The organism is Salinisphaera japonica YTM-1, from assembly GCF_003788585.1.
Lineage (GTDB): Bacteria > Pseudomonadota > Gammaproteobacteria > Nevskiales > Salinisphaeraceae > Salinisphaera > Salinisphaera japonica.
The window spans coordinates 14,696-40,204 of sequence record NZ_AYKG01000012.1 but is presented as its reverse complement, the minus strand read 5'-3'; the positions used below and the strand labels follow the sequence as shown (position 1 = coordinate 40,204).

General features: G+C 61.2%; 17 protein-coding genes, 1 pseudogene and 1 other annotated feature. Of the genes and pseudogenes, 9 read left to right on the top strand and 9 right to left on the bottom strand.

Features of this window, described 5'->3' with window-relative positions; all coding sequences use genetic code 11:
* The first annotated feature begins 51 nt into the window (after positions 1–51).
* From uca to SAJA_RS04855, 4 genes are all read left to right on the top strand, one after another.
* A complete protein-coding gene (uca, locus tag SAJA_RS04870; RefSeq protein WP_123657546.1) occupies positions 52–3,666 on the top strand; it encodes an urea carboxylase in 3,615 nt (1,204 codons plus the stop codon).
* Between the two features lie 43 nt (positions 3,667–3,709).
* A complete protein-coding gene (gene atzF, locus SAJA_RS04865; protein WP_123657545.1) occupies positions 3,710–5,542 on the top strand; it encodes an allophanate hydrolase in 1,833 nt (610 codons plus the stop codon).
* A gap of 67 nt (positions 5,543–5,609) precedes the next feature.
* On the top strand, positions 5,610–6,500 hold the full coding sequence (locus SAJA_RS04860) for a TIGR01777 family oxidoreductase (protein WP_123657544.1): 891 nt from the start codon (positions 5,610–5,612) through the stop codon (positions 6,498–6,500).
* Between the two features lie 2 nt (positions 6,501–6,502).
* Positions 6,503–7,930 carry an FAD-binding oxidoreductase gene (locus tag SAJA_RS04855; RefSeq protein ID WP_123657543.1) on the top strand — a complete coding sequence of 476 codons (1,428 nt, stop codon included), beginning with the start codon at positions 6,503–6,505 and terminating at the stop codon, positions 7,928–7,930.
* Between the two features lie 811 nt (positions 7,931–8,741).
* On the opposite strand, the pseudogene SAJA_RS15580 reads toward SAJA_RS04855, so the two are convergent.
* Positions 8,742–8,931: pseudogene (locus tag SAJA_RS15580) on the bottom strand (IS3 family transposase); the annotation flags it as partial.
* Positions 8,757–8,872, bottom strand: a sequence feature (AL1L pseudoknot). Its footprint overlaps the pseudogene before it by 116 nt.
* Before the next feature lie 379 nt (positions 8,932–9,310).
* On the opposite strand from SAJA_RS15580, the gene SAJA_RS04850 reads away from it, so the two are divergent.
* From SAJA_RS04850 to SAJA_RS04830, 5 genes are all read left to right on the top strand, one after another.
* Positions 9,311–10,114 carry a helix-turn-helix domain-containing protein gene (locus SAJA_RS04850; protein WP_123657542.1) on the top strand — a complete coding sequence of 268 codons (804 nt, stop codon included), beginning with the start codon at positions 9,311–9,313 and terminating at the stop codon, positions 10,112–10,114.
* 370 nt (positions 10,115–10,484) lie between these two features.
* Positions 10,485–11,657: an FAD-dependent oxidoreductase gene (locus tag SAJA_RS04845; RefSeq protein WP_245963232.1), complete on the top strand. Its 1,173-nt coding sequence runs from the start codon at positions 10,485–10,487 to the stop codon at positions 11,655–11,657.
* Position 11,658: 1 nt separating this feature from the next.
* On the top strand, positions 11,659–13,401 hold the full coding sequence (locus SAJA_RS04840; RefSeq protein WP_123657540.1) for a flavin monoamine oxidase family protein: 1,743 nt from the start codon (positions 11,659–11,661) through the stop codon (positions 13,399–13,401).
* A gap of 23 nt (positions 13,402–13,424) precedes the next feature.
* Positions 13,425–14,024 carry a short chain dehydrogenase gene (locus tag SAJA_RS04835; protein WP_123657539.1) on the top strand — a complete coding sequence of 200 codons (600 nt, stop codon included), beginning with the start codon at positions 13,425–13,427 and terminating at the stop codon, positions 14,022–14,024.
* A gap of 212 nt (positions 14,025–14,236) precedes the next feature.
* Positions 14,237–14,938, top strand: a complete 702-nt coding sequence (locus tag SAJA_RS04830) for a hypothetical protein (protein ID WP_123657538.1) — start codon at positions 14,237–14,239, stop codon at positions 14,936–14,938.
* A 542-nt stretch (positions 14,939–15,480) separates the two neighbouring features.
* Here the strand turns inward: SAJA_RS04830 and nuoN are convergent.
* The 8 genes from nuoN to nuoG all read right to left on the bottom strand — a co-directional run bounded on the left by nuoN (position 15,481) and on the right by nuoG (position 25,509).
* Positions 15,481–16,938: an NADH-quinone oxidoreductase subunit NuoN gene (gene nuoN / locus SAJA_RS04825; protein WP_123657537.1), complete on the bottom strand. Its 1,458-nt coding sequence runs from the start codon at positions 16,936–16,938 to the stop codon at positions 15,481–15,483.
* 23 nt (positions 16,939–16,961) lie between these two features.
* Positions 16,962–18,497 carry an NADH-quinone oxidoreductase subunit M gene (nuoM, locus tag SAJA_RS04820; protein WP_123657536.1) on the bottom strand — a complete coding sequence of 512 codons (1,536 nt, stop codon included), beginning with the start codon at positions 18,495–18,497 and terminating at the stop codon, positions 16,962–16,964.
* Between the two features lie 12 nt (positions 18,498–18,509).
* Positions 18,510–20,363 carry an NADH-quinone oxidoreductase subunit L gene (gene nuoL, locus SAJA_RS04815; RefSeq protein WP_123657535.1) on the bottom strand — a complete coding sequence of 618 codons (1,854 nt, stop codon included), beginning with the start codon at positions 20,361–20,363 and terminating at the stop codon, positions 18,510–18,512.
* Positions 20,360–20,668 carry an NADH-quinone oxidoreductase subunit NuoK gene (nuoK, locus tag SAJA_RS04810; protein ID WP_123657534.1) on the bottom strand — a complete coding sequence of 103 codons (309 nt, stop codon included), beginning with the start codon at positions 20,666–20,668 and terminating at the stop codon, positions 20,360–20,362. The genes nuoL and nuoK overlap by 4 nt, the downstream gene beginning before the upstream one ends.
* On the bottom strand, positions 20,665–21,225 hold the full coding sequence (gene nuoJ, locus SAJA_RS04805; RefSeq protein WP_123657533.1) for an NADH-quinone oxidoreductase subunit J: 561 nt from the start codon (positions 21,223–21,225) through the stop codon (positions 20,665–20,667). The genes nuoK and nuoJ overlap by 4 nt, the downstream gene beginning before the upstream one ends.
* A gap of 10 nt (positions 21,226–21,235) precedes the next feature.
* Positions 21,236–21,784 carry an NADH-quinone oxidoreductase subunit NuoI gene (gene nuoI, locus SAJA_RS04800; protein WP_123657532.1) on the bottom strand — a complete coding sequence of 183 codons (549 nt, stop codon included), beginning with the start codon at positions 21,782–21,784 and terminating at the stop codon, positions 21,236–21,238.
* A gap of 63 nt (positions 21,785–21,847) precedes the next feature.
* The gene (gene nuoH / locus SAJA_RS04795) at positions 21,848–22,822 is read right to left on the bottom strand and encodes an NADH-quinone oxidoreductase subunit NuoH (RefSeq protein WP_123657531.1); all 975 of its coding nucleotides are present in this window, start codon (positions 22,820–22,822) and stop codon (positions 21,848–21,850) included.
* Positions 22,822–25,509 (bottom strand): NADH-quinone oxidoreductase subunit NuoG, encoded by a 2,688-nt coding sequence (gene nuoG / locus SAJA_RS04790; protein WP_123657530.1) that lies wholly within the window; start codon positions 25,507–25,509, stop codon positions 22,822–22,824. The genes nuoH and nuoG overlap by 1 nt, the downstream gene beginning before the upstream one ends.

The window sequence follows — 25,509 nt, the reverse complement described above, 5'->3', positions numbered from 1 at the left end:
TGATGTCGTATGCCTCCGCGGGACGACCCGCATCGATGTAGTCACGTCGCCATGTTCAAGAAAGTTCTTATTGCTAACCGCGGGGCGATCGCCACGCGGATCCAGCGCACGCTGCGTGAACTGGGGGTCGCCGCTGTCGTGGTGTATGCCGAAGCCGACCGCGATGCGCTATTTGTGCAGCAGGCTGATGCAGCCTATTCCCTGGGTGAGGGCAGCGCGGCTGATACCTATCTCGCAAGTGAAAAAATATTGGCCATTGCGCGTGAATGCGGCGCCGAGGCGATTCATCCGGGCTACGGTTTTCTCTCCGAGAACGAGGCCTTCATCGCCGATACAGAAGCCGCTGGTCTGGTGTTCTTGGGTCCTACCCCGGCACAGGTACGCGCTTTTGGCTTGAAGCATGAAGCAAGGCGTATCGCCGAGGACGCTGGCGTGCCCCTGGTGCCCGGCTCAGGTTTGTTGGCCGATACCGCTGCCGCAGTGGGTGAGGCAGAGCGTATCGGTTATCCGGTGATGCTCAAATCTACCGCCGGCGGCGGCGGTATCGGTATGCAGGTCTGTCATGACCAGGCGGGTTTGGAACGGGCTTTCGATTCCGTGCGTCGGCTGGGCCAGCGTAATTTCGGCGACGACGGTGTGTTCGTCGAGGCCTATATCGAAAAAGCCCGGCATTTAGAAGTTCAGCTGTTTGGTGACGGGCAGGGCGAAGTGGTGGCTCTGGGTGAGCGTGATTGCTCGACACAGCGTCGTAACCAGAAAGTGCTCGAGGAATGTCCGGCCCCGGCTCTACCGGAAGCGGTACGAGACGCGCTGTTGCAGACCGCGGTCGCGCTCGGTAAATCGGTGTCGTATCGCAGCGCCGGCACGGTAGAGTTCATCTACGACGCCAACCGGCAGCGTTTCTATTTTCTCGAGGTTAATACGCGCCTGCAGGTCGAGCATGGCGTTACCGAAATGGTCTGGGGCGTGGATATCGTGGCGTGGATGCTGGCACTCGGGGCCGGTGAATTGCCCGATCTGGCCGCGCGAGCCGCAGTGCTTGTGCCGAGCGGGCACGCTATCCAGGCACGGCTTTATGCTGAAGATCCCCACAAGGATTTTCGACCCAGTGCAGGGTTGCTGACCGAGGTCGTTTTTCCTACCGCGCCTGGGCTGCGAATCGATCATTCGATCGAGGCGGGCCTTGAAGTATCGCCACTGTTTGATCCCATGCTGGCCAAAATTATTGTCCACGACGTCAATCGAGACGAAGCGACCACCGGCCTGGTGGATACGCTGAACGCGACCCGGCTCTATGGTATCCAGACCAACCGTAGCTGGCTGTCCTATGTACTGGCCGACACGCGATTTGCGACGGCTGATTTTCATACCCGTTGGCTGGCGGATCTGTCCTGGGCGCCGCCGACCATCGATGTGCTGGATAGCGGCACGATGACCACGATCCAGGATGTGCCGGGGCGTACCGGCGTTTGGGATGTCGGCGTACCGCCGTCTGGGCCGTTCGATGATTGGTCGTTTCGGCTGGGCAACCGGCTGTTGGACAATCCGGCCGATGCGGCCGGGTTGGAAATCACTCTCACCGGGCCGCAGCTGTGTTTCAACCGCGCGACCCAGATCGTGCTGGCCGGTGCCACGCTGGCTGCTACCCTCGACGGTGAAGCAGTTACAGGTTGGACGGTGCTCGATGTGGCCGCGGGTAGCGTACTCGACTGCGGACGTGTCAGCGGCGGCGGGGCACGTGCCTATCTACTGGTCGCAGGCGGTATCGACTGCCCGGTGTATCTAGGCTCTAGATCGACTTTTACCCTGGGCCAGTTCGGCGGCCATGCCGGCCGGGCCTTGCGGGGCGGGGATGTTCTTGCTTTGGCCAAGCATGCGCCGGTGTCAGCGCGTACGCTTGCACCGTCGCTGGTCCCGAGCTTTGGGCAAGACAGCGACGACGATGGTGGGCGGCGCTGGGAAATTGGTGTGCTTTACGGCCCCCACGGGGCGCCTGATTTTTTCACCGACGACGATATCGATACGATTTTCGCTGCCGATTGGGAGGTGCACTTCAACTCGAGCCGCACCGGTGTGCGCTTAATCGGACCGCGGCCCGAATGGGCGCGTGAAGACGGCGGCGAGGCCGGGCTGCATCCGTCGAATATCCACGACAATGCTTATGCTTTTGGCACCATCGATTTCACCGGTGATATGCCCGTGATTCTCGGGCCGGATGGGCCGTCACTGGGGGGGTTCGTCTGCCCGGCCACCACGGTCCGGGCCGAGCGTTGGAAGCTGGGCCAACTTGCCGCCGGTGATCGTGTACGTTTCGTACCGATCGCGCTGGCGCGTGCCCGGGCGCTGGAACAGGCGCAGGAGCAGGTTTTGGCCGATCTCGCTCCGGTGCAGCAAGAGCCGCTGCGCGCCGAACGCGATGATCCGGTCATCGCGACGCGCGAAGCCGACGACCCGGATGACCGTATCGTCTACCGCCGCGCCGGGGACGATTTCCTGCTCATCGAGTTCGGCGCGATGCAGCTGGCCATTGGCCTGCGTTTTCGCGCCCATGCATGGATGCTCTGGCTCCAGGAGCACCCCCTGGCAGGCGTTGCCGAACTCACGCCGGGCATTCGCTCACTGCAGATCCATTACGATCCGGCGCGATTGTCACAGGCTGCTCTGCTGGCCCATCTGGGCCAGGCCGCACAGGAACTCGATAACGTCGAGGATCTGGTCGTCGAGTCTCGCGTGGTGCATCTGCCACTGTCCTGGGATGACCCGGCCTGCCAAGAAGCGATCGACAAATACCAGCGCAGCGTGCGCCCGGATGCGCCTTGGTGTCCGAGTAACCTGGATTTCATTAAACGCATTAACGGCTTGGACAGCCATGAGGATATCCGCGACGTGGTCTTTAACGCGCGCTATCTGGTGATGGGCCTGGGCGATGTCTATCTCGGCGCGCCGGTGGCCACGCCGCTGGACCCGACGAAGCGCCTGGTCACAACGAAATACAACCCGGCACGTACCTGGACGGCCGAAAACTCGGTCGGCATCGGTGGTGCTTATCTCTGTGTCTACGGCATGGAGGGCCCTGGCGGGTATCAGTTCGTGGGCCGGACGTTGCAGATGTGGAATCGGTATCGAAAGACCCGCTATTTCGATAATCCGTGGCTACTGCGGTTTTTCGACCAGCTGTGTTTCTATGAAGTCAGCCACGAGGAGCTGATGCAGATCCGCGCCGATTTCCCGCAGGGCCGCTTCGCGCTGGATATGGAAAAAACGCAGTTTTCTCTGGCCGAACACGAAGCGTTTCTGGAAACCCGTCAGGACGATATCGACGCGTTCACGGCCCGTCGCGATGCGGCATTCGCCGAGGAGATGGCGCGCTGGCGGGCCAACGGCCAGTTCACATTCGAGGACCATACCCCCGAGGCCAGCCAAAGCACGGCGCTTGGCGCCGATGAGATTGCGATCGACAGTCCTGTGTCCGGCAGCTTATGGAAACTGGAGATCGGCGAAGGCGACGACGTTTCCGCCGGCCAGCGCGTGGCTCTCGTCGAGTCTATGAAAATGGAGATAGAAGTCGTGGCCCGTCGGGCCGGACGGGTCGCTCGGTTGCCGATCGTAGAAGGTGGGGCGGTAACGGCTGGCCAGCCAATTATCGTATTGGCCGATGGCCAGTGACGACGCCCGTATCCCCCCCCGGGTTCCCGACAGGCTGCTTAACATGACCTATCATAAAACTGATTCACTGACCCGCAGCGCCTTGCACGCGGCCTATCGCCGCGGTGATACATGCCCTGAAGAAGTCATCGACGCGTTATTGGCGACTAGCGACGAGGTGGAGCGCGATGCCAGCTGGATCTATCGGCTTTCGCGCGTCGAACTTGCGCCTTACCTTGCCGCTCTGGCCAGGCATTCGCCCGACGATCTGCCGCTATATGGCCTACCGTTTGCGATCAAGGACAATATCGATCTGGCGGGGGTGCCGACGACTGCCGGCTGCTCGGCCTACGCTTATACGCCAGAGCGCCATGCCTACGTCGTTGAGCGCTTGATCGCGGCCGGGGCGATACCGATGGGCAAGACCAATCTCGACCAATTTGCCACCGGTCTAGTGGGTGAGCGGGCAATGGCCGAGTACGGCACGCCCGGCAATGCCTTTGACGCAGACTATATTCCCGGCGGCTCGAGCAGTGGCTCCGCGGTGGTTACGGCGGCGGGCCAGGTATCTTTCGCATTGGGTACCGATACAGCCGGTTCGGGCCGCGTACCGGCCGCGTTTAATAACCTGTTCGGCGTCAAGCCGAGCCTGGGACTGTTGAGCAGCGCTGGGGTCGTGCCGGCCTGTAAAAGCCTGGATACGATCAGCCTGTTCGCGCTCACCGCCGACGACGCGAACACCATCTTTTCGGTTGCGGCCGATTACGATGTGGATTGTGCACAGGCCCGGTCACACGGTTTCGAGGCCGCCGGCCAACGCTATGGCCAGATCGCGCCGGGTTTCGTTTTCGGTGTGCCGCCACGATCCCAATGGCAGACCGAAACCGCTTACACCCGCGCGATGGAACGTGCTGTGGCGACGCTCGAGACGGCCGGCGGCCAGGCCATCACCATCGACTGCCAACCGATGCTCGATGCAGCGGCGCTGCTCTACGGTGGGCCTTGGCTGGCCGAGCGTTATCATGCGGTTGGCTCATTGCTTGAACGCGAGCCCGATGTCTTTCATCCGGTTACGCGTAAGATCATTCAGGGCGGAGCCAAGCCGAGTGCCGTCGAGGCCTTTGATGCCATGTATCGTCTGGCTGAATGCAAGCATCTAGCCGACCAGGCGCTGGCCACGGTGGATTTTGTCGTTGCCCCCACTACGGTCTGTCATCCGACCAAGGCCGAAGTGAGCGCCGAACCTGTCACTCTCAACACGCGCTTGGGTAGATGGACCAATTTCATGAATCTGCTCGACTACAGCGCGCTGGCCGTTCCGGTAACCTTCAGTGATACGGGCATGCCGGCCGGGGTCACATTATTTGGCGCGGCGTTCGAGGATTTGCGTCTGCTGAGCGCGGCTCGTGTGCTCGATGATGCCTGTGGTTTGCCACTCGGGGCGACGGGTAGGCCCCATGAGCCGTTGCCGGGGCTTACGCCAGCACGTCATGGCAGCTTGGATATTGTGGTTTGCGGGGCCCATCTGAGCGGCCTGGCGCTCAATTACCAGCTCGTTGCGCGTGGGGGCGTATGTATCCATGCGGGGAGGACCGCGTCGGGCTATCGACTGAAGGCCATGACGGCCGATCAGCCGCCGCGCCCGGCGCTGGTTCGTGATGCCGAAGGCGCGGCTATCGCCATCGAGGTCTGGCGCCTGCCCATGGCTCATGTCGGAAGCTTCCTAGCCGATATCCCCGCGCCGCTTGGCCTTGGCAAGGTCGAGCTCGCCGACGGCCAGTGGCATACCGGCTTCATCTGCGAGGCCGGTGCCGCGCTCGATCGCCACGACGTCGTCGATATCACGGATTTTGGGGGATGGGCGGCCTGGCAGGCTGCCGGTGCGCCCACTAATTGAGCCGAGGCATCAACGCCCGAGCTGAACGCGTATTCTAACGATGTAACACGGCGAAAAGCGCGCAGTCATGAAGAACATCCTGATCACCGGCGGCACCGGTTTTGTTGGTACCCACCTGATTCCACAGTTGCTCGATGAGGGCTGGGCGATCGAGGTGCTCACGCGCGACAAGGCCGCGGCCGAGAAGACGCTGCCCAAGCCGGTTGTGTGTATCGAATCCCTCGACAAGGCGAGTCAGCCCCAGGCGATCGTGAACCTGGCCGGTGAAAATCTGGCCGACGGGCGTTGGACGGATGCGGGCAAGAAAGAGATGCGCGAGTCGCGTTTGTCGATCACGCGCGATCTGGTGGCCTTCATCGGCGCGTGTGACACTACGCCGGCGGTGCTGGTCAGCGGCTCGGCCGTAGGGTATTACGGCGCGCGCGGCACCGAGGTGCTGGACGAAGAAAAAGCCCCGGGCGACGAGTTCCAGGCCGATCTGTGTCGTGACTGGGAGGCCGAGGCGTTGAAGGCCGAAGCGCACGGCGTGCGGGTGTGCTTGATTCGTACCGGCATCGTGTTGGGGGCCAAGGACGGCGCACTGGCGCAGATGATCACGCCGTTCAAGTTCGGCCTGGGCGGGCATTTTGGCTCGGGTGAGCAGTACATGCCGTGGATTCATATCAAAGATCAAACCGGGGCGATCCGTTTTCTGCTGGATAACGACGAAGCCCGCGGGCCGTTCAATCTGGCAGCACCCGAGCCGGTCACCAATCAGACGTTCACCGACACGCTGGCGCGCGTGCTGCATCGGCCCTCGTTTGCCTGGGTGCCCGGGCCGGCATTGAAGGTGGCCGTGGGGGAGATGTCGCATCTGCTTTTGACCGGCCAGCGCGCGGTGCCGCGCAAACTCCAGACGCTGGGTTATGAATTCGTGTTCACCGATCTGGAAGCGGCCATGGCCGATCTGGTGGGCTGAGCATGACGGCTGATTCCAACCCGTTGATCACCGATCTAGAAGCCAAGCTCGGCGCAGATTTCGTCATCGATGCGACCGCCGAGGCCGCCGTACCCTATCTGACCGAATGGCGGGGCGCTTTCGCCCCGGTCGCGCGTGTCGTGGTGCGGCCCGGCTCGACGGCCGAAGTGGCCGATGTCGTTGCGGTGGCGATCGCGCACGGCGCCGCCATCGTGCCGCAGGGCGGCAACACCGGCACCGTAGGCGGCTCGGCGGCCCATGATCCCGAGCGCCAGATTCTGATGAATCTGGAGCGCCTGACCGCAGTCCGCGCGATCGATACCGATAACGCGACAATGACCGTGGAAGCCGGCTGTACGCTGGCTGCGGCTCAGGATGCTGCCGAGGCCGAAGGCTTTTATCTGCCGATCGCATTGGCCTCGCGCGAGCGGTGTCGTATCGGCGGCAACTTGGCCAGCAATGCCGGCGGCCTTAACGTGATTCGCTATGGCAATACGCGTGATCAGGTGCTGGGTCTGGAAGTCGTCACGGCAGATGGCCGTATCTGGGACAACCTGACGGGCCTGCGCAAGGACAACAGCGGCTATGACCTGAACGATCTGTTCGTGGGTTCGGAGGGCACGCTCGGCGTGATCACCGCCTGTGTGCTGTCGCTGGCGCACCCGCCGCGCCAACGCGGCGTGGCCTTCTGTGCGGTTCGTGACGCCGCGGCCGCCGTGCGTATCCAGCGGGCCTTGCGCGATGAAACCGGCGATCAGGTCACCGGCTGCGAGCTGATGTCGCGACAGGCGCTGGCGCTGGCGGTCGCCCATACCGAAGATTGCGAATGGCCGTTCGAGCCGCGCCATGACTGGTATCTGTTGATCGAGGTGGCCACCGCCGCTCGCGGCGACTGGTTGGCCGGTATTTTCAACGCGGCACTCGCCGCGGCCCAGCAGCGCGACGATATCCGCGACCTGGCCGTGGCCGAAACCGAAGACGATCAGCGCACGTTATGGCGCCTGCGCGAATCGATCCCTGCGGCGCAGACCGCCGAAGGCGCCTCGATCAAGCACGACATCTCGTTGCCCGTCTCCAAGCTGCCGGCGTTTCTGGCCGCCGCGGCCGACGATGTCGCCGCGGTCGTACCCGGTATCCGGCCCTGTGCCTTCGGCCATGTCGGTGATGGCAATCTGCATTTCAACCTGAGCTGCCCGCTGGACATGACGGCCGAGGATTTCCGCGCCCGCGAGGCCGATTTGAACCGCGTGGTTCACGATCGTGTGGCGGCCATGCAGGGCTCGGTGGCCGCCGAACACGGTGTCGGCCGGCTCAAGGTCGATGAAATCGTGCGTCTCAAACCGGCGGTCGAAATCGATATGCTGCGAGCGATCAAGAAAGCGCTGGACCCGAATAATCGAATGAACCCTGGGGTTTTGGTTCGTATTTAGGCTTTGCGTTTTGTTCTTCTTTTTTATCCGCAAATAAACGCGAATAGGCGCGAATAGGAAAAGATAGTCCGCAGACGGACGCCGATTGACGCATATAGGAAATACGGAACGAGTGCTGCTTTAAATATTGTTTACTTGGGTTCGACGTTGTCCAAACGAATGACGACGACTCGATGCTGGCTGCCCAGGAAAACCATCTGCGTTTCATCGGCGTCAATCGGCGGATAAACAGCTTGTATTCGTCGATGCCACCCCGTGACCGAGCGATTATCTTCGGCGCCAGAATTAGCCTACATCCGAATCGAAACCGCGTGATCGTCGATCGTTTCGTCGTTAGCGCAGGTCCGCGGCCTGGCGGGCGTCTTTGATCACCCAGCCCACGCGGTACGTCGAAAACTGCGACGACGCCCAGGTTTTAGGCTGACCCCAAACCCACATTCGAGCTTATTCGCGCACCAGAAACAAAAAGGCCGGCGACCGCGGGCGTTTCAAGGGCGCCAAGGCAGAAAACTAACTGCCGAGCGTGATGCCAGCCACGGCGGCCAGGTCGATCAGCGGCGCCGGGTAGATGCCCATGAGGATCGTCGCCGCGGCCAGAAGCCAGATGACGGTCTGGGCTCAGTTGTCGCCGGTGCCGATAGCTGCGGCTCGCGGGCACGGGGGGGGCCATGAACAGCATGGCCCTGACACGCAGATAATAGAACAGCGTAAAGTCTCGCCGAGTAGGGTCACTGTGCGGTGTTTGGCGTTGATCGCACCGCGTTTTGCGCGACGTTCTGCCCCGCGCTAGCTCGATTTGTTCGGTTTTAACGCGATAGTACGTAGACGACAGGATCGGCAAATCTTGCAAATCGACTCGTCACCGTAGACGTCGCGTTGATGATGAATGCAGTCGACCATCACATGCCTTGGCGGTCGAGCTCCGCCTGGAGAATTTAGGCGGATGCCTTGCGCAGGATCTCGCTGGCACGACGCAGCTCTTTGATCTCGCGCTCAGTCTGGCGGATTCAATGGCGCAATGGCTCGGGTATGCAGCCGAATTCCGCCGCCATCGAGCCGATCGCTGCCCACTTCGAGGTGTACTCGCTTTGTTGTTCTAAGATCATCCGGACTGCGCGCTCTTGGAGTTCCACGGAATATCGTTTGCTCTGTTTCCTGGTTCCAGTGTGTCAAGAATTGGAGCCTCCCACGGTCCCGGGCGATTCAGATCTTTGGGCGGCCAAGTTTCATATAAAATTCACGTTAGCGATTTTGTGTGGCATCTCAAAGAGATACCACAACCGGCCGGATCGCTACCGCGTGGAGAGATGCCTTGCTACTTGAAATCCCGCTGCGGCTAGTCGATTTTATGTGTATCAAGCATATATCTATCAAACCGCGATGCCCGACATCGATTCAGCCTCTCAACGTACCCGTGACGACTACGCGGGTGACATCTATCTGTCACGGTGCATCTTTGATGGTCAGGTTCATGTCCATGAGTGCCATCAACTCGTGGTACCGCTCAACGCCCCCATGGAATTCGAAACGGGTGGGGTGAGCGGTCGTGCCGACTTGTCTAACGCCGTTTATATTCTCAAAGGCGCGCGTCATTCATTCAACGCGCCAACCGGTGGATCGTTTCTGGTGATTAACATGGACCAGGATTATGAAGGCCTGCTCAGCTCTGATGCTCAGGACACCTCGCTGATCTGCTTGGCACCTCACGTTGCCCGCTTCACGCGTTATCTCGCACACGAAGCCGAGTTCAATCGCGAGGGTCTGCTCGCAGTCGCAAGACCCAGTCTGGATATGCTGAGTACGATGCTTGGACGCCCCGAGTCCAAGGCCGTAAGCCAGGAAAAAAGAGCCGAGCGGCTGTCGACCGCATACGGCGAGCTGCTGGATTGCTCAACTTTTTCCTCGGTATCGACCACTGCCAGAAGACATGGGTTCTCGCCGGCGAATTTCCGTCGCGTGTTTCGAGAGAAATATGGGCTCTCGCCCAAGGCGGCAGTGACCAGAGCGCGCATCGATCATGCTCGGAGCTTACTTGAGCAAACAGACGATTCTGTCAAGTCGATCGCGCTGAGCTTCGGCTACGAAAACACATCGAGTTTCATCGATATTTTCGAGCGCCATACTGGGCACGCGCCTGCCGTATACCGCTCCAAGGTGCGCGAACAACTCGATCGATCGGCTTGAACGGCATCGTGTAACTCACAATCGCGTCGAGACTTGACCCGCCAATAGCAAACGATGGTTTTACAGCGACCCGGTCTCACCCCACGGCGGGTCCTGTCTATCCGCGGCCTTGACCGACCGCATTCCTATGACTGGGCACGTCTCGATCTATTGAGAACGCGAAATTGCTGAGCCCGGTTTGGTCGAGTGGTACGACCATGAAAGACGGTTACACCATGCAGTTCGTGGAATGCTTGGAACATTGCTCAAAAACTGAACGTCAAGCGCGGTTTGCCTAATGTTATTGGAAGCCCCGCGGCCTACTTTGACTCTCAGACGATGACTTCAGCACCTCGTCGTCTGAGTTTCAAAGAGGGAGCGTTCGGTGAGCATGGATCGACACTATGACTTGGTGGTTCTGGGCGGCGGCGCGATTGGTTTATCGGCTGCACTGAGCGCCGCCGAGACGATGAACGGTCATCCTGTGATCCCCGGCCACCGCATATTGATCATCGACCAGTTCGAGTTCGGAAACGATCAATCGAGCAGTGCCGGCCGGACTCGTCAATTCCGGTATCAGTACAGCCAGCCCTATATGACCGAGTTGGTCATGCAGTCCGTGCCGCTCTGGAAGGATTTAAGCGATCGAGCCGGATTTTCGCTTATTAGTGACTCAGGAAGCCTCTGGTTCGGCCATGCCGATCTCACGACGACCGAAGGCGGCATCGGCGCGGCTAAAAAAACCATGTCGCAGCTCGGCATCCCAAGCCAAGATGTGTCGGCTCAAGACCTTGAACAACGCTTTGGCTTCTCTGGCCTACCTGATGACTATGCCGGCTTTCTGCAGCCGAACGGCGGGACAATTGATCTCGAATCGACGATCGATGTGCTCCTTCGTGAATGTCACAAGCATGGCATTCACATGGTTTCCAACGAGCGAATTGACGATATTGGAGAGTTTGGTGGGCATGTTGTTCTAACAAGCGCAACCCAGCGGTACGTGGGGGCAAGCCTTGTCATAACGACGGGGCCTTTCATCAATGAAACGCTCGCCCCATTCGGTCATCGCGCGCCAGTGAAGATCTGGGACATGGTTTCTTGCTATTACCCGATCCAATCATCCAAAGCCGCGTCACTGCCCACCTGGTTCGCGTTCCATCAGTCCCCGGACGGCTCGCCAGACCTCTATTACGGTTTCCCACCCGTCGACAACGGTCCGCCGGGCCATATGCGCGTCTGTCCGGATTACCCATTTGCCGTTTACGACGACCCCAGGACACGACGAACACCGTCGGATGACGATTTCGCCGGCACCACTGAATGGGTTCGAAGACACATGCCGTCCCTTCGCCCCGAGCCTGCATATCAGAGTCGATGCATGCTGGCTTTGTCCACGACCGAGCAACCCCTGTTTATGGATTTGATCTCTCGCGGCCCGAACGTCGCAGTTTGCGCGGCCGGCTGGTGCGCGAAAGTCGCGCCTGAACTTGGTCGGCTGTCCGCCCAACTCGCGCTTCGTGGCCAGACGACAACCGATATCACGCCATTCCGTCTGGAGACTTAGCATGACGTTCTCGACCAAAAAAATCACAGACGCACCACCACGCACTCGTAGCGACTTGCAAGAAGGCGTGACGACCGACGTCGCGATCATTGGCGGCGGTGTCGCCGGATGTTACTGCGCTTGGCGCCTCGCCGGGGAGGATTTGGATGTCGATCTGTTCGAAAGCTCGGGCCGTCTCGGCGGCCGGCTGCTGTCCAGCCCCGTACCAGGCACTGATCTGATCGCCGAGCTTGGCGGCATGCGGTATCACACCTCTCACGAAATCACCTCCAGCCTGATTGAGAACGTGCTCGCCCTCGACTGGCACCGCTTTCTCGACGGAATCGATGAGACCCGGTTCGCCTATCTACGCCGCAAGCGCGTCTCAGCTGCGATCTCCGCGGTGTCCAGCGAACAGTCATGCCAATCCGCCTACGACATCGGTCAGAGTGCGCAGCGGCTGGCACCGGGGGCCGTATTCAAGATGCTCGCCGCACGGGTTTTGCTCGCCGACAGCGAGGTCGCTCGGCGATTTCGATGGAAGATTCATGTCGTTGAGGATGATGCCGAGCTTCTATTGTCGAGGGCCGACTGGGATGCAATTAAACAGACACTCCGTTACGTTCGCGCCGGCAGTGCCTATGACGGGATGCTTGTCCGGGATCTCGGATTCCAGAACGTCATCAAGGATCAGCTTTCACACGAGTATTACCAGTATCTGGCTGATGCCTGTGGCTACTATTCGGATACCCAGAACTGGAACGCCGCGGAGGCGCTGCATTATCTGATCGGTGATAAAGAATCGGCGGAAGGCGAATATCGCGCGATCACCGGAGGATATGACGAACTCGTCACCGCAATGGCAACGCATGGCTATGACGATGGTTCCAGGCAGATGTTCTGGACCGAGAACAAGCTCGTGTCTATCAGGCCCGGCAAGAATCGGCGTTACCAGCTGGTTATAAACAATCAGATAGCTGGCGCTCAGTGGTCTGTCGAAGCCGACCGGATAATCCTCGCCCTACCGCGCCGTTCCATCGAGCTCCTCGACCAGACGAGCTTCATGTTCGATGACCGCCAGATCGGAGAGTTCGTCGGCGCACTGCGTTCGGTACAGGGAGCGCCGGCCTTCAAGCTGGTCATGCTCTTTGACCGAGCCTGGTGGTTGGATGCGTGCGGCTTCGAATACGGAAAATCCGTCACTGATTTGCCACTTCGCCAGTGTCTCTACTTCGGCCGAGATCGTCATTCCGGCAAGGCCTTGCTGCTGGCTAGCTACAACGACATGTCGACGGTGGAATTCTGGCGTGCGCTCATTCCGCGAGATCAAAGCGTCGCTTCGCAAATGAGTGACAGGTGGGTAAAGCTCGACCGAGCGCCAGCGACCGCCGGAGCCACGGCTCTCGCGCCATCCGAATTTCGCGATCCCGCCTGGTATCCACTCATCGCCGAAGCGGTCGCTGAGCTGTCAGAGCTCCACGAGACTGACGTGCCCTTCCCCGAGGCGGTCGCTGTTATGGATTGGTCCGCCGATCCCTACGGTGGCGGTTATCACGCCTGGCTTCCACGAGTCGGTGTGAAAGAGACCATGGAACGGGTAAGAAATCCTGGCTATGGCATGGCGATTCATGTGGTCGGCGAAGCATATTCCGACCGGCAAGGCTGGGTCGAAGGCGCTTTGTGTACCGCCGAACGGTGCCTGCAGGACGTGATGGGTCTTGAGCCGCCTGATTGGCTCAACGCCACGTATTACCTCGGCCGATAACTTCATGTAACCAGGAGAAACAGATGAATATTCTAATCATGGGCGCTTCCGGGACGATCGGGCAGGCCGTAATCGACCGGATGGGATCGGATCACGACATGATTCGCGCCGGCCGCCAGGGTCAAGACATCCAGGTCGATATGACGTCTCCAGAATCGATTGAGTCGATGTTCGAGCGGCTTGATCGGATCGACGCGGTTGTCGTCGCCGCAGGTGGTGCCGCGTTCAAGCCGTTGAGCGAACTGACACCGGCAGACAACGACACCGCGATCAACAGCAAGCTCAAGGGCCAGGTCAACACCGTGTTGATCGGTCAGCACCATTTATCCGATGGCGGCAGCTTCACGCTGACAACGGGTGTGATGGTTGATGATCCAATCGCCTGCGGGGCATCCGCTTCGATGGCCAACGGCGGTGTTGAAACATTCGTGCGCAGTGCGAGCTTCGAGCTGGGGCGAGGGCTACGGCTGAACTCGGTCAATCCCTGCGTCCTGGATGAGTCATGGTCCAAATATGGCAAGTTCTTCCCAGGTTTCGAGACAGTCCCCGCCGCCCGAGTGGGCATGGCGTACCAAAAGAGTATTGAAGGCTGCCAGACCGGGCAGATCTTCTACGTGCGGTGATGACCACTGTTGATTTACATCGACGGCGCCTGCTCGCCGCTGGGTTCGGGGCAGGCATCGTTGGCTTAGCCCCTTGGGCGAGCATCACTGCTAGGGCCGGCTCTTTTGAGCCGTCGAGCAGCGCCCGTATCGATCGCGTCCGGCTGTTACTACACTCGGGAGAATCGTCACATCACGCTGCCCAACACATTCGGCATCTGGTAGAAGCTCACATGAAGGGCGCTTCACGTTCGCCGCTCGGGTACGTATGGTTCGAGAACATCATCTCGCCGCCAGATCAGACTGTCTCGCTACCTATGGTGCCGGCGTCGGGAATTGCTGACGAGATCAACTTTGTTGCGAGGGCTCAAAAGCCTCAGTCGATCCTGGTTGAAATCCCTCACAGTCACATGCTCGACCTTACCGACTGGATCGAGCTTTCGGGTGATGGGCTGTGCAATCTCACATTCCCAAAACGAGCAGCCCTCAGATCGGATCTGACCGGTCGAGCAAGCACGGCCGTACTTTTCTCCAATCGGGCGCTCCGGCTTCGGCAGTGTGTTTCCGCTCCCCGTCGGATTGAGCATATTCGTACTGTTACGGGAGACTCGTGCGCTCCGGTCGGCGATCAACCGCTGTCGCGGGAGCGCCGAGCCGAGTCTTGGTCGACGCCAGTCACGATGAGCAGGCGAACACGTCAGGTGAAAAATATGACCATCGGTCAACGAGGGGGCGTAGAGGTTCAGCTCACGCATCCATCCGCCCATGGCGGCGCACATGCTCATTTAACCAACGATTCGCACAAGGTCGCGCCGATCTACATCTATGATCGAATCCGCGGAATTAACGCCAGGCGATACGTTCTGGCGCCAAACAGCGCGATAGATGACGTGCTGCCGGCGACCTGGGTCCATCCTGAATGGCGCTATGGCTAGCACGTGGCAAGTGAAAGCAATGATGCGCTATGAGTACCTGCGACCACTGAGCAAAGGCCGAAGCGTATCGCGAAAGTTATGATTCTTGACCCGGCAATACACATTTGACCACGCAACTGCGGCAGTGACTCACTTTGATGTAGACGCCAATATGAAATACGCGATAGGCACTGTTTGAAGAATCTGCCCCTCAAGTTTGAAGTTGCTACATGAGTAACGACGGCTCGATGCGTCGTTTCTATGAGAGCCATCTACGTTTCATCTGCCTTAAGCTACGAATACAGAAAGTTTGTATTCGTCGATACCAGTATTAGCGTTCATCAAAAACGATAGCGCGCAATCATCGATCGCCCAAGGTCAGCGTAGGTACGCCGCCCTGCAGCGCTTTCGATCTCTCAGATCAAGCCGTCCATCAAAAACAGCGACGACGCCCAGGTTTCAGGCTTGACCCCAACCCCCATTCGCGCTTATTCGCGTCCATTGGCGGAGCACAAACAAAAACGCCCGCGATCGCGGGCGTTTCAAGGCGACGCGGTAGAGAACTAGCTGCCGAGCGTGATGCCGGCCACGGCTGCCAGGTCGATCAGCGGGGCCGGGTAGATGCCCATCAGGATCGTGGCGGCGGCCAAGAGCCAGACGACGGTCTGGGCCCAGTTGTCGCCGGTGCCGGATAATTGCGGCTCACGGGCATGGGCCGGGCGGTCCATGAACAGGATGGCCATGACACGCAAGTAATAGAACAGGGCGATGCCGCTGCCCACGATCACACCACCGGTGAGCCACCACAGGCCCGAGGCCATGGTGACCGACAGGATATAGAACTTGCCGATGAAGCCCATCGTCAGCGGAATACCGGCCAACGAGAGCATCATGATGGCCATCGACACCGCCAGCACCGGGCGCTTGTAGTACAGCCCGCGGAAGTGATCGATATGGGCGGCGTCCTTGCCGGCAAACGGGCTGGACACCAGCGACACAACGCCGAAAGCGCCCAGGCTGGTGCCAACATAGGTGGCCAGATACACGGCCACGGCTTCGATCGAGAGCGAGGCGCCGGCCACCAGCGTGGTCAGCAGATAGCCCAGATGCGCGATCGAGGAATAGCCCAGCAGGCGCTTCAGGTTGTCCTGGCGCAGCGCCAGCAGGTTGCCGATCAGCATGGAGGCTAACGCCAGAACTCCGACCAGCGTCAGCAGCCAGGCGTTGTCGGTGATGGGGGCCGAGACGAACAGCCGCAGCAGCAGGGCGAACACCGCGGTCTTGCTTACCGTAGCCAGGAAGGTAGCCACCGGGGCCGGCGCGCCTTCATAGACGTCCGGCGTCCAGACATGGAACGGCACGAGCGAGAGCTTGAAGGTCAGGGCGACCAGCATCATGCCGATGCCCATGAGCATCCACGGCCCGGCATCGGCGTCGTAGCCGCCGGCCGGAATCAGATTGGTGAAGGCCAACGATCCGGTCGCGCCGTACAGCAGCGCCATGCCGAACAACAGGAATGCAGACGCCACGCCCGACAGGATCATGTACTTGAAGCCGGCCTCCAGCGAGGCGCGGGTACGAAACGTATAGGCCACCATGCCGTAGAGCGGAATCGACAACGCTTCCAGGCCGACGAACAACGAGCCGAAGTGACGCGCTGCCACCAGTGACATGGCCCCCAGGGCCGAAGTGGCCAGCAGAATATAGAATTCTTCACGCCGGTCATTGAAGCCCGACAGATAAGGCATGGCGAAGGCCGCACAGGCCAGCGTGGCCACCAGAATCACACCCCAGAAGAACAGGGTATAGAAATCCACGATATACAGCGGCGTGACGGCCACCGGCCCCAGCGGGATCAGCGCGATGGTGGCCACCAGCGCCAGATTTAGCCCGCCCACGGTCATGGCATAGACCAAGCGCTCGTGACGCGCGATACACAGCGTCACGAACAGGCCGATGACCGAAAGAGCAACGAGAAGCGGCGGCAGCGCGCCCAGGATTTGGAACCAGGTATCGTTCATGTCGGCTTATCGCTTGGCTGGGCTTAACTGGTCTGGGCGGCGGCGATGACGCCGGCGGCGAACCAGGAAGAGATATCGTGCGTGACCGTCTGAGTGACGTGCAGCACCGTGTTCGGGAACAGCCCCAGGATGAGCGTGATCAGCACCAGCGCCATCATCATCGTGTATTCACGCACGCGCATGGTGGCGATGGTGCCGCCGGCGTCCGGGTTGCCCCAGTACACGCGGTGCATCATGTACAGCGCATAGACAGCCGCCAGAATCATCCCGCCGGCGGCGATGACAACGAACCAGGGATGCGCGGCGAACGCCCCGAACAGGATCAGGAATTCACCCAGGAAATTGCCGGTAGCCGGCATGCCCAACGAGGCAACCACGAAAACCAGCGAGAAGCCGGGCAACGCACCCAGCCGCCCGAACAGACCGCCCAGCGCGCGCATGTCACGCGTGCCCATGCGCTCATAGAGCTGGCCGGCCAGGATGAACAGCGCGGCCGTCGAGACCGCCGAGGCCAGTACCTGCAGAACCACGCCCTGCAGGGCCAGCATCGTGCCGGCATACAGGCCCACGAGCACGAAGCCCATGTGCGAGATGCTCGAATACGAGATCAGGCGCTTGATGTCGTTCTGGGCGAAGGCCATGACCGCGCCGTAATAGATCGAGATCAGGCCCAGTGTCATTGCCACCGGCGCAAAGTTGGCCGAGGCTTCGGGAAACAGCGGCAGGGCGAAACGCAACAGGCCATAGGCCGCGGTCTTGACGAGAATGCCCGACAGATCCACGGCACCCGAGGTGGGCGCGTTGGCCTGGGTATCGGCCAGCCAGCCGTGGAAGGGCACGGCCGGTAGTTTGACGGCAAAGGCCAGAAAGAAGCCCAGCATGAGCACCATGCCGAACGCACCCGAGGTATCGGTGGTCAGCAGCTGGTTGTAGTCGAAGGTCAGTACGCCCGACTGGTCATAGTGCAAGAACACCAGGCCCAGAATCGCGGCCAGCATGGCCAGACCGGACGTCTGGGTGTAGATGAAGAACTTGACCGCGGCCGCCGTGTTGGTCGACCGATCGTTTTCTTCATGCCCCCACAGGGCGATGAGGAAATACATCGGGATCAGCATCAGTTCCCAGAAGAAGAAATACAGGAACAGATCGATCGCCAGGAAAATGCCGATCACGCCGCCGAGCGTCCACAGCAGATTGGCGTGGAAGACACCGACACAGGATTTCACGGTCGAAGCCGAGGCGACCACCGACAGCATGCCCAGCACGCTGGCCAGCATGACCATGACCAGCGACAGCCCGTCGAGCGCCAGATGGAACTCGATGCCGAAGCGACTGATCCAGTCGGCGGCAATCTCGTATTGCCAGGCCGGGGCAATCGACGGGTCGCCCGAGAGCGAGAAATCGCCGGTGAACCACACCACGACCGCCGGCACAAAGACCGCGGCCATGCTCAGAAACGCGATAACGCGGGCCAGGCCGGCATTGTCGCGGCCACGGCTGGTTGCCCAGCAGGCCAGGCCGCCGATGAACGGAATGAATAATAGCCAACAGAGGAGCATCGGTCGTCCTTCTTATCCGAACATCAACAGAGCGAGAAGTACCGCGGCACCTGCGAACATGATCATCGCATAGGCGCGTACGCGACCCGACTGGCCGGCGGCCAGCCCCGTGTTGGCGCCGCGTGTCAGCGCCGGCACGATATTCACGATGGTCTCGATCCAGTCGCGTTTTTCATGGGCACGGGCGGTGGCGCGGAAGGGGCGCACAAACACGCGATCATAGAGCGTGTCGAAGCCCAGGCCGCCGTGGAACAGCTGCCAGGCACGCTGGCCCTGATGGCTTTCCACCACGGTGTCGACCGTCTTGCGGCTGCCCAGGAACAACACCGCGGCAATGGCCACGCCCGCCAGCGCCACGAGGGCGGCCAGAATTTCGAAGAACAGCTCGACCCAGTGGCTGGCCTCGGCCATGTCGTGTGGCAGCACGTCGTCCAGCGGCAACGCGATCATGGCACCGATGAAGGTCGACAGCACGGCCAGCACGGCCAGCGGCAGATGATGCGCCAGGCCCTGACCGGCATGGGCCTCGGTCTTGGCTTCGCCGTGGAAGACCACGAAGATCAGACGGAAGGTATAGATCGAGGTGATCAACGCCCCGAACAATGCAAACGCCCAGAGGAAGCCATGCCCGTTGGCCACGGCTTCCCAGATGATCGCATCCTTGGAATAGAAGCCGGCGGTAACCAGCGGCAGAGCCGAAAGCGCGGCACCGCCGATGACGAACATCGCATAGTCAAAGGGCAGCTTCTTGCGCAGGCCGCCCATCTTGAAGATGTTCTGTTCGTGATGGCAGGCGATGATCACCGAGCCGGCGGTCAAGAACAGCAGCGACTTGAAGAAGGCATGGATCATCAGGTGGAAGATCGCGGCCTGCCAGGCGCCCACGCCCAGTGCCAGGAACATATAGCCGATCTGGCTCATGGTCGAGTAGGCGATCGCCCGCTTGATATCGGTCTGGGCGAGGGCTGCAAAGCCGGCGATGACCAGCGTGACCACGCCGATGATACCCACCAGCTCGTGCACGGCCGGGGCCATCAGGAACAGGCCATAGGTCCGGGCGATGAGATACACGCCCGCCGTGACCATGGTGGCCGCGTGGATCAAGGCAGAGACCGGCGTCGGGCCGGCCATGGCGTCGGCCAGCCAGGTCTGTAATGGCAGCTGGGCCGACTTGCCACAGGCGCCCAAGAGCACCATGAGGGCGGCCACGTTGGCCAGGGTGCCGCCCTGGGCCAGCACGCTCGGTGCGGCATGCAGGATAGCCTGGATGTTCAACGTGCCGAAAACCACGTACAGCAGGAACAGGCCGATAGCCAGGAACACGTCGCCGATACGGGTGATGATGAACGCCTTGAAGGCCGCCCAGGCGTTGGCCGGGGTTTCGTAGTAGTAGCCGATCAGCAGATAACTGCACAGACCGACGCCTTCCCAGCCCAGATAGAGCAGGAGCAGGTTATCGCCCAGCACCAGCAGCAGCATGGCCACGATGAACAGGTTCATGTAGGCGAAGAACCGGGCCATGCCGGGTTTGCCTTCCAGATCGTGAACCATGTACCAGGCCGCGAACAGATGGATCAGAAACCCCACGCCCGTGATCACGCCGAGCATGGTCAGTGACAGGCCGTCCAGATACAGGCTGAAGTTGACCTGGAAATCACCGGCATCGATCCATTGCCAGAGCGTCTGGATGAAGGGGAAGCCGCCGGCGGCACTCCAGAAGATCGCGACCAGCGCGGTGGTGAAGGCCGCCAGGCCCACCGAGGCCGTACCGATGGTACGGGCCGCGCCATAGCTCATGCGCGGGAACAGACTCAGCGTGATGGCGCCGAGCAGCGGGAAGATCAGTGTGAATACTAGGAGGCTCATCCGTGCATCTCACTCGCGGCGTCTATGTCGATGGTGCGGAAACGCTTCTGCAGCTGTAGCAGCAGGCCCAGCCCGATGGCGGCCTCGGCCGCGGCGACCGCGATGATCAGAATGAACATGGTGTTGCCGTCCGGGCTCGACCAGCGGGCACCGGCCACGATGAACGCAAGACCGGCCGCATTGATCATGATTTCCAGACACATCAACACGAACAACGTGTTGCGGCGAATGACCACGCCGATAAAACCGAGCAGGAACAGCAGTGCGGCCAGTCCCATGCCGTAGACCATGGATAGTTCGTTCATCGCGACTCTCTCACGTTGGTCGTGACACGCTCGCCGCGGGCGGCGGCATCGCTGACCTGATCGGTATCGTCACGCCCGATGTGGGCGGCGACCACGAGGGCGGCCAGCAGTAAGAAGGCCGCCAGCTCGACCACGAGGACATAGGGGCCGAACAGATTCATGCCCACTTCGCGCGCGGCCAGTTCCTCGCCGGTGATGCCGCCGTATTCGATGCCGCCGAAGATCAGCGCCCAGAGCAGCGCCAGCAGCAAGAGTCCGGCCGCCGCGGCCGGCCCGGCCCACAGCTGCGGGCGCAGCCAGCTTTTCTCACGTGCCACGGTTTCGTTGTTCAGGTTGAGCATCATCACCACGAACACGAACAACACCATGATCGCACCGGCATAGACCACGACCTCAAGCACGGCAGCAAACGCTGCACCGAGGGCATAGAAATCGATCGCCAGTGCCAGCATCGAGGTGATCAGATACAGCAACGCATGCACCGGATTGGCACAGGTGATCACACGTGCGGTGGTCGCGAGTGCCACGATGCCTGCGGCAAAGAACGTGAATTCCACTTCGGCCCCCTTACGGCAACAATGTCTTGATATTGACCGGCTTGGCCTCGTTCTCGGCCTCGCCCTTGTCCTTGCCGCCGACGGCCATGCCGGCCACGCGGTAGAAGTTATAGCCCGGCCGTTTACCGACACCGGCGATCGTCAGGTCTGATTTCTCGTAGACCATGTTCTGACGATCGAACTCGCCCATCTCGAAATCCGGGGTCAGCTGGATCGCGTAGGTCGGGCAGGCATCCTCGCAGAAGCCACAGTAGATACAACGCGAGAAATTGATCCGGAACGTCTCGGGATACCAGCGCCCGGTTTCGTCCTCGGCCTTGACCACGGAGATGCAGTCCACCGGGCAGGACACCGAGCACAGATTGCAGGCCACGCAGCGTTCGGCGCCGTCCGGATCACGCGTGAGCACGATACGCCCGCGATAGCGCGGCGGCAGATACGGTTTTTCTTCCGGATAAAGCACGGTTTCGCGCTTGCGGAAAGAGTGCATGAACGTCATGCCGATCGTGCGCAGCACGCTCGACGTGGCAGAAAAGGCGGTCTGTGCGGCGTTTTTCATAAACGACTCAGGTGCAAGACGATGAAGACAGCACGGGCCGTCGTGGCCCGTGCGACAGACGATTTAGCTGGTGGCCACCACAATGGCACCCGTGATGGCCACGTTCACGATCGCGATCGGCAAGAGGATCTTCCAGCCGAAGGCCATGAGCTGGTCGTAGCGCGGGCGCACCGTCGAGGCACGCAACAGCACGAAAAAGCACATGAACGTGAAGGCCTTGAGGAAGAACCACACGAAGCCAGGCAGCCACGGCCCGAGCCAGCCACCGAAGAACAATACGGTGACCAGGCATGAGATCAGCACGATGCCCAGGTACTCGCCCACGAAGAACATGCCGAACTTCATGCCCGAGTATTCGGTGTGATAACCGGCGGTCAGCTCCTGTTCGGCTTCGGGCAGATCAAACGGCGCCCGGTGAATTTCGGCGCAGCCGGCGATGAAGAAGATCACGAAGGCCGGAAACTGCGGAATGACGTTCCACATGCCGCGCTGGGATTCAATGATATCGCCCAGATTGAAGCTGCCGGCCAGCAGCACGACACCCAGCAGCGACAGGCCCATGAAGACCTCGTAAGAGATCATCTGGGCCGCGGTACGCATGGCACCGATGAGCGCGTACTTGTTGTCCGAGGCCCAGCCGGCAAAGATCACCGAATAGACACCCAACGAGCTCATGGCCAGCAGGAACAACACGCCGACGTTGAGATTAGCCACGGTCCAGGTCGGGGTGAAGGGAATCACCGCGAAGGCCAGCAACGACGTGACCATGATGATGGCCGGGGCCACCACAAACACGGCCTTATCGGCGAACGGCGGGATCCAGTCTTCCTTGAAGAAGATCTTGACCATGTCCGCCACGACCTGCAGCGAACCGAACGGGCCCACGCGGTTGGGGCCGTAGCGGTCCTGCCAAAGCCCCAGCAGACGCCGCTCGATGGGAATCATGAGCGCGGCCATCAATACCGCCCCGACCAGGATGATCAGGGTCTTGGCCACCGTGGCCAGCACGCCCAGGGCTTCGGCTTGCGTGAATTCCATCATTTCGGCTCGACTCCCACGGGCAGGCGCACACCACACACGCCGTGCATGCCGACCGGCACGGCGATGGTCTGATCGGGCAGGGACGGGTCGACGTCCAGGGGAAACGCATGCGTCTCACCGTCGATGGTCAGTGACAGGTCATTGCCCGGCGTGATGCCCAGCGTCTTGGCGCCCTCGGCGTTTACCCGAAAGACCGGTTCGGGCATGCGCTCGGCGATCGCCTCGGCCCGGGCCGACTGCGATTCGCTGCCGAAGATATGATACATCGGCACCGCCTGCCAGCCGTCGACGCGGGTAACGTCGGCCGGCGCGAAGGCGGTGTCGGTGCCCGGCGTGATCAGCCGGGTCCCCGGGTCGCCGCCTTTCAGATGGCCACCGACCTCGTCCTGGAAGCGGGTGATGGCGGCCTGGTTGGAGTCCCAGCCCGGGCTCCAGGCGAAAGCCAGCGTGGAGGGCGGCTGGCCCTCGCCGTAATAGCCTTCCATGGAGTATGACAGCGGACTGTCGGCATCCACCGTGGGCCGGCGCTCGCGTACATTCACGTTGGCATAGAGTGCGGTGCGCGCGGCATACCGGTGCGGGCTACGCGGAAAACGCATGCCGAACTTGCGAAACGACTGGCTGGGTGCCGCGTCCTTGATGCCGGCCAGGGCCGGGTAATCAGCCACGATGGCATCGATGATGTCATCCATGCCGGCCCATTCGGGATCACGCCCGGCGACATCCGCCAGGTCGGCGGCCCAGCGCCATCCTTCCTGCATCGGCGCATCGGGAATGAAGACCTGGAAGAAACGCTGGGCACGGCCCTCGTTGTTGACGAGCGTGCCATCGGCCTCGGCAAAGCTGCCGGCCGGCAACACGTGGGTGGCTGCCTCGCCTACCGTGCGGTTGAGCGAGTGATCCATAACGATGACGTTTTTGGCCTTCTTGACCACGGCGTCCACGCGGGCCTTGGGCGCGCGCTCATACAGACAGTTCTGCATCACCACGAGCGTGTCGGCGGTGCCGTTCTCGATAGCGGTGAAGGCCTGCTCGATATCGGGCGCATCCATCATGGCCAGGCCCAGGCTATTGGCCTCGGCAAAGGTCACGAACAGCCGTGCTTCGGCGTTGGCCGCGGCCAGGGCCTTCATGGCGTTGTTGGCCGCATGCACGATCGCCGGGTCACCCAGGCTGGTGCCGGCCACGATCAACGGCTTCTTCGCGCCCTTGAGGGTGGCTGCGATGGAATCGACCAGGGCTTGTGTATCGTCGTCGAGCTGTTTGACCGCGGGTGCGGTGTTATCCAGCGCATGGGCGATGGCAAAGCCGAGCTCGGCGATGCCGTCCGGGCGCAGGCGCTGCGGCTCGATGACGATATCGTCCAGGCGCGTGGCCTGGGTGGTCGCGGAGAAGATCGGCGAGTTGTTGTACTGGCCAATATCGCGCACCGCGCGAGCGTGCCATTTCGGGATCTTGTTCTGGGCGGCCAACTCCAGGTGGCGGTTGCGTCGGGCCTGGCGCAGCGACAGCGCTACGCGTGGCGCGGTCTGGGTGACGTCTTCGCCCAGCACCAGCACGGCATCACAGGATTCGACTTCGCGCAGCGTGGCGATGCGCTCGGCGTGTGCCTCGAGCGCAGCCTTGCCCGCCAGGCTCGCAGCCTGATCGTGGGCCGACATGCCGGTGGTGAAGAAATCCGCGCCGACGAGATTACGCAAGGCGTAATTGTCTTCCAGCGAGGCCCGCGGCGAGCCGACACCGATCATGCCGGTGGTGGCCGCCAGCACTTCTTCCATGGTGGCGCGCATGGCATCCATGTCGCGCGGCTCGAGGACGCCGTCGGCGTTACGAACCAACGGCTGGCGCGGGCGGTCGTCACGATTGACGAAGCCGGCACCGAAGCGGCCGCGATCACACAGGAAGTAGTGGTTGATCTCGCCGTGGAAACGATTCTGGATACGCTTCAACACGCCCTGGCGCGAGCCCGGGCTCGTGTTGCAGCCCAGCGAGCAATGGGTACAGATGCCGGGCGCATTCTGCATGTCCCATTTGCGGTTGTAGTGGGCACCCAGCGTCTTGTCGGTGAACACGCCGGTCGGGCAGACCTCGACCAGGTTGCCCGAGAACTCGTTGTCAAAGGCGCCGTCGCGCTCACGCCCGAAATAGACGTTGTTATGCGAGCCCAGCGCGCGCAGATCGTCGCCGTCGGCATAGTCGCGGTAATAGCGCACACAGCGATAACAGGCGATGCAACGATTCATCTCGTGATTGATGAACGGGCCCAGATCCTGGTTGGTATGCGTGCGCTTGGCGCCGCGATAGCGCCGCTGGGTGTGGCCGGTCATCAGCGTCATGTCCTGCAGATGACACTCGCCGCCTTCCTCGCAGACCGGGCAGTCATGCGGGTGGTTGGTCATGAGCCATTCGATGACCTGAGCGCGCATCTCGGCGGCCTCTTCATCATCGATCTCGAAACGGCCGCCGTCCGAGCAGGGCGTCATGCAGGCCATGACGACCATGCCTTTCTCGTCCTCGTCGTTGCGGTAGGACTTGACCGCGCACTGACGACAGGCGCCGACGCTGTGCAGCTCGGGGTGCCAGCAGAAATAGGGCAGGTCGAAGCCCTTGGACAGGGCCACGGCCAGCAGGTTTTCCGTATCGTCGACGTCGTATTCGCGGCCGTCGATCGTGATATGTGCCAT

Coding starts and splice junctions, on each gene's coding strand:
- nuoI (WP_123657532.1), bottom strand. CDS start 21,784: ATGAAAAACGCCGCACAGACCGCCTTTTCTGCCACGTCGAGCGTGCTG.
- SAJA_RS04850 (WP_123657542.1), top strand. CDS start 9,311: ATGCCCGACATCGATTCAGCCTCTCAACGTACCCGTGACGACTACGCG.
- nuoM (WP_123657536.1), bottom strand. CDS start 18,497: ATGCTCCTCTGTTGGCTATTATTCATTCCGTTCATCGGCGGCCTGGCC.
- nuoH (WP_123657531.1), bottom strand. CDS start 22,822: ATGGAATTCACGCAAGCCGAAGCCCTGGGCGTGCTGGCCACGGTGGCC.
- SAJA_RS04845 (WP_245963232.1), top strand. CDS start 10,485: ATGGATCGACACTATGACTTGGTGGTTCTGGGCGGCGGCGCGATTGGT.
- nuoK (WP_123657534.1), bottom strand. CDS start 20,668: ATGAACGAACTATCCATGGTCTACGGCATGGGACTGGCCGCACTGCTG.
- SAJA_RS04840 (WP_123657540.1), top strand. CDS start 11,659: ATGACGTTCTCGACCAAAAAAATCACAGACGCACCACCACGCACTCGT.
- SAJA_RS04830 (WP_123657538.1), top strand. CDS start 14,237: ATGAAGGGCGCTTCACGTTCGCCGCTCGGGTACGTATGGTTCGAGAAC.
- uca (WP_123657546.1), top strand. CDS start 52: ATGTTCAAGAAAGTTCTTATTGCTAACCGCGGGGCGATCGCCACGCGG.
- SAJA_RS04835 (WP_123657539.1), top strand. CDS start 13,425: ATGAATATTCTAATCATGGGCGCTTCCGGGACGATCGGGCAGGCCGTA.
- nuoN (WP_123657537.1), bottom strand. CDS start 16,938: ATGAACGATACCTGGTTCCAAATCCTGGGCGCGCTGCCGCCGCTTCTC.
- SAJA_RS04855 (WP_123657543.1), top strand. CDS start 6,503: ATGACGGCTGATTCCAACCCGTTGATCACCGATCTAGAAGCCAAGCTC.
- SAJA_RS04860 (WP_123657544.1), top strand. CDS start 5,610: ATGAAGAACATCCTGATCACCGGCGGCACCGGTTTTGTTGGTACCCAC.
- nuoG (WP_123657530.1), bottom strand. CDS start 25,509: ATGGCACATATCACGATCGACGGCCGCGAATACGACGTCGACGATACG.
- atzF (WP_123657545.1), top strand. CDS start 3,710: ATGACCTATCATAAAACTGATTCACTGACCCGCAGCGCCTTGCACGCG.
- nuoL (WP_123657535.1), bottom strand. CDS start 20,363: ATGAGCCTCCTAGTATTCACACTGATCTTCCCGCTGCTCGGCGCCATC.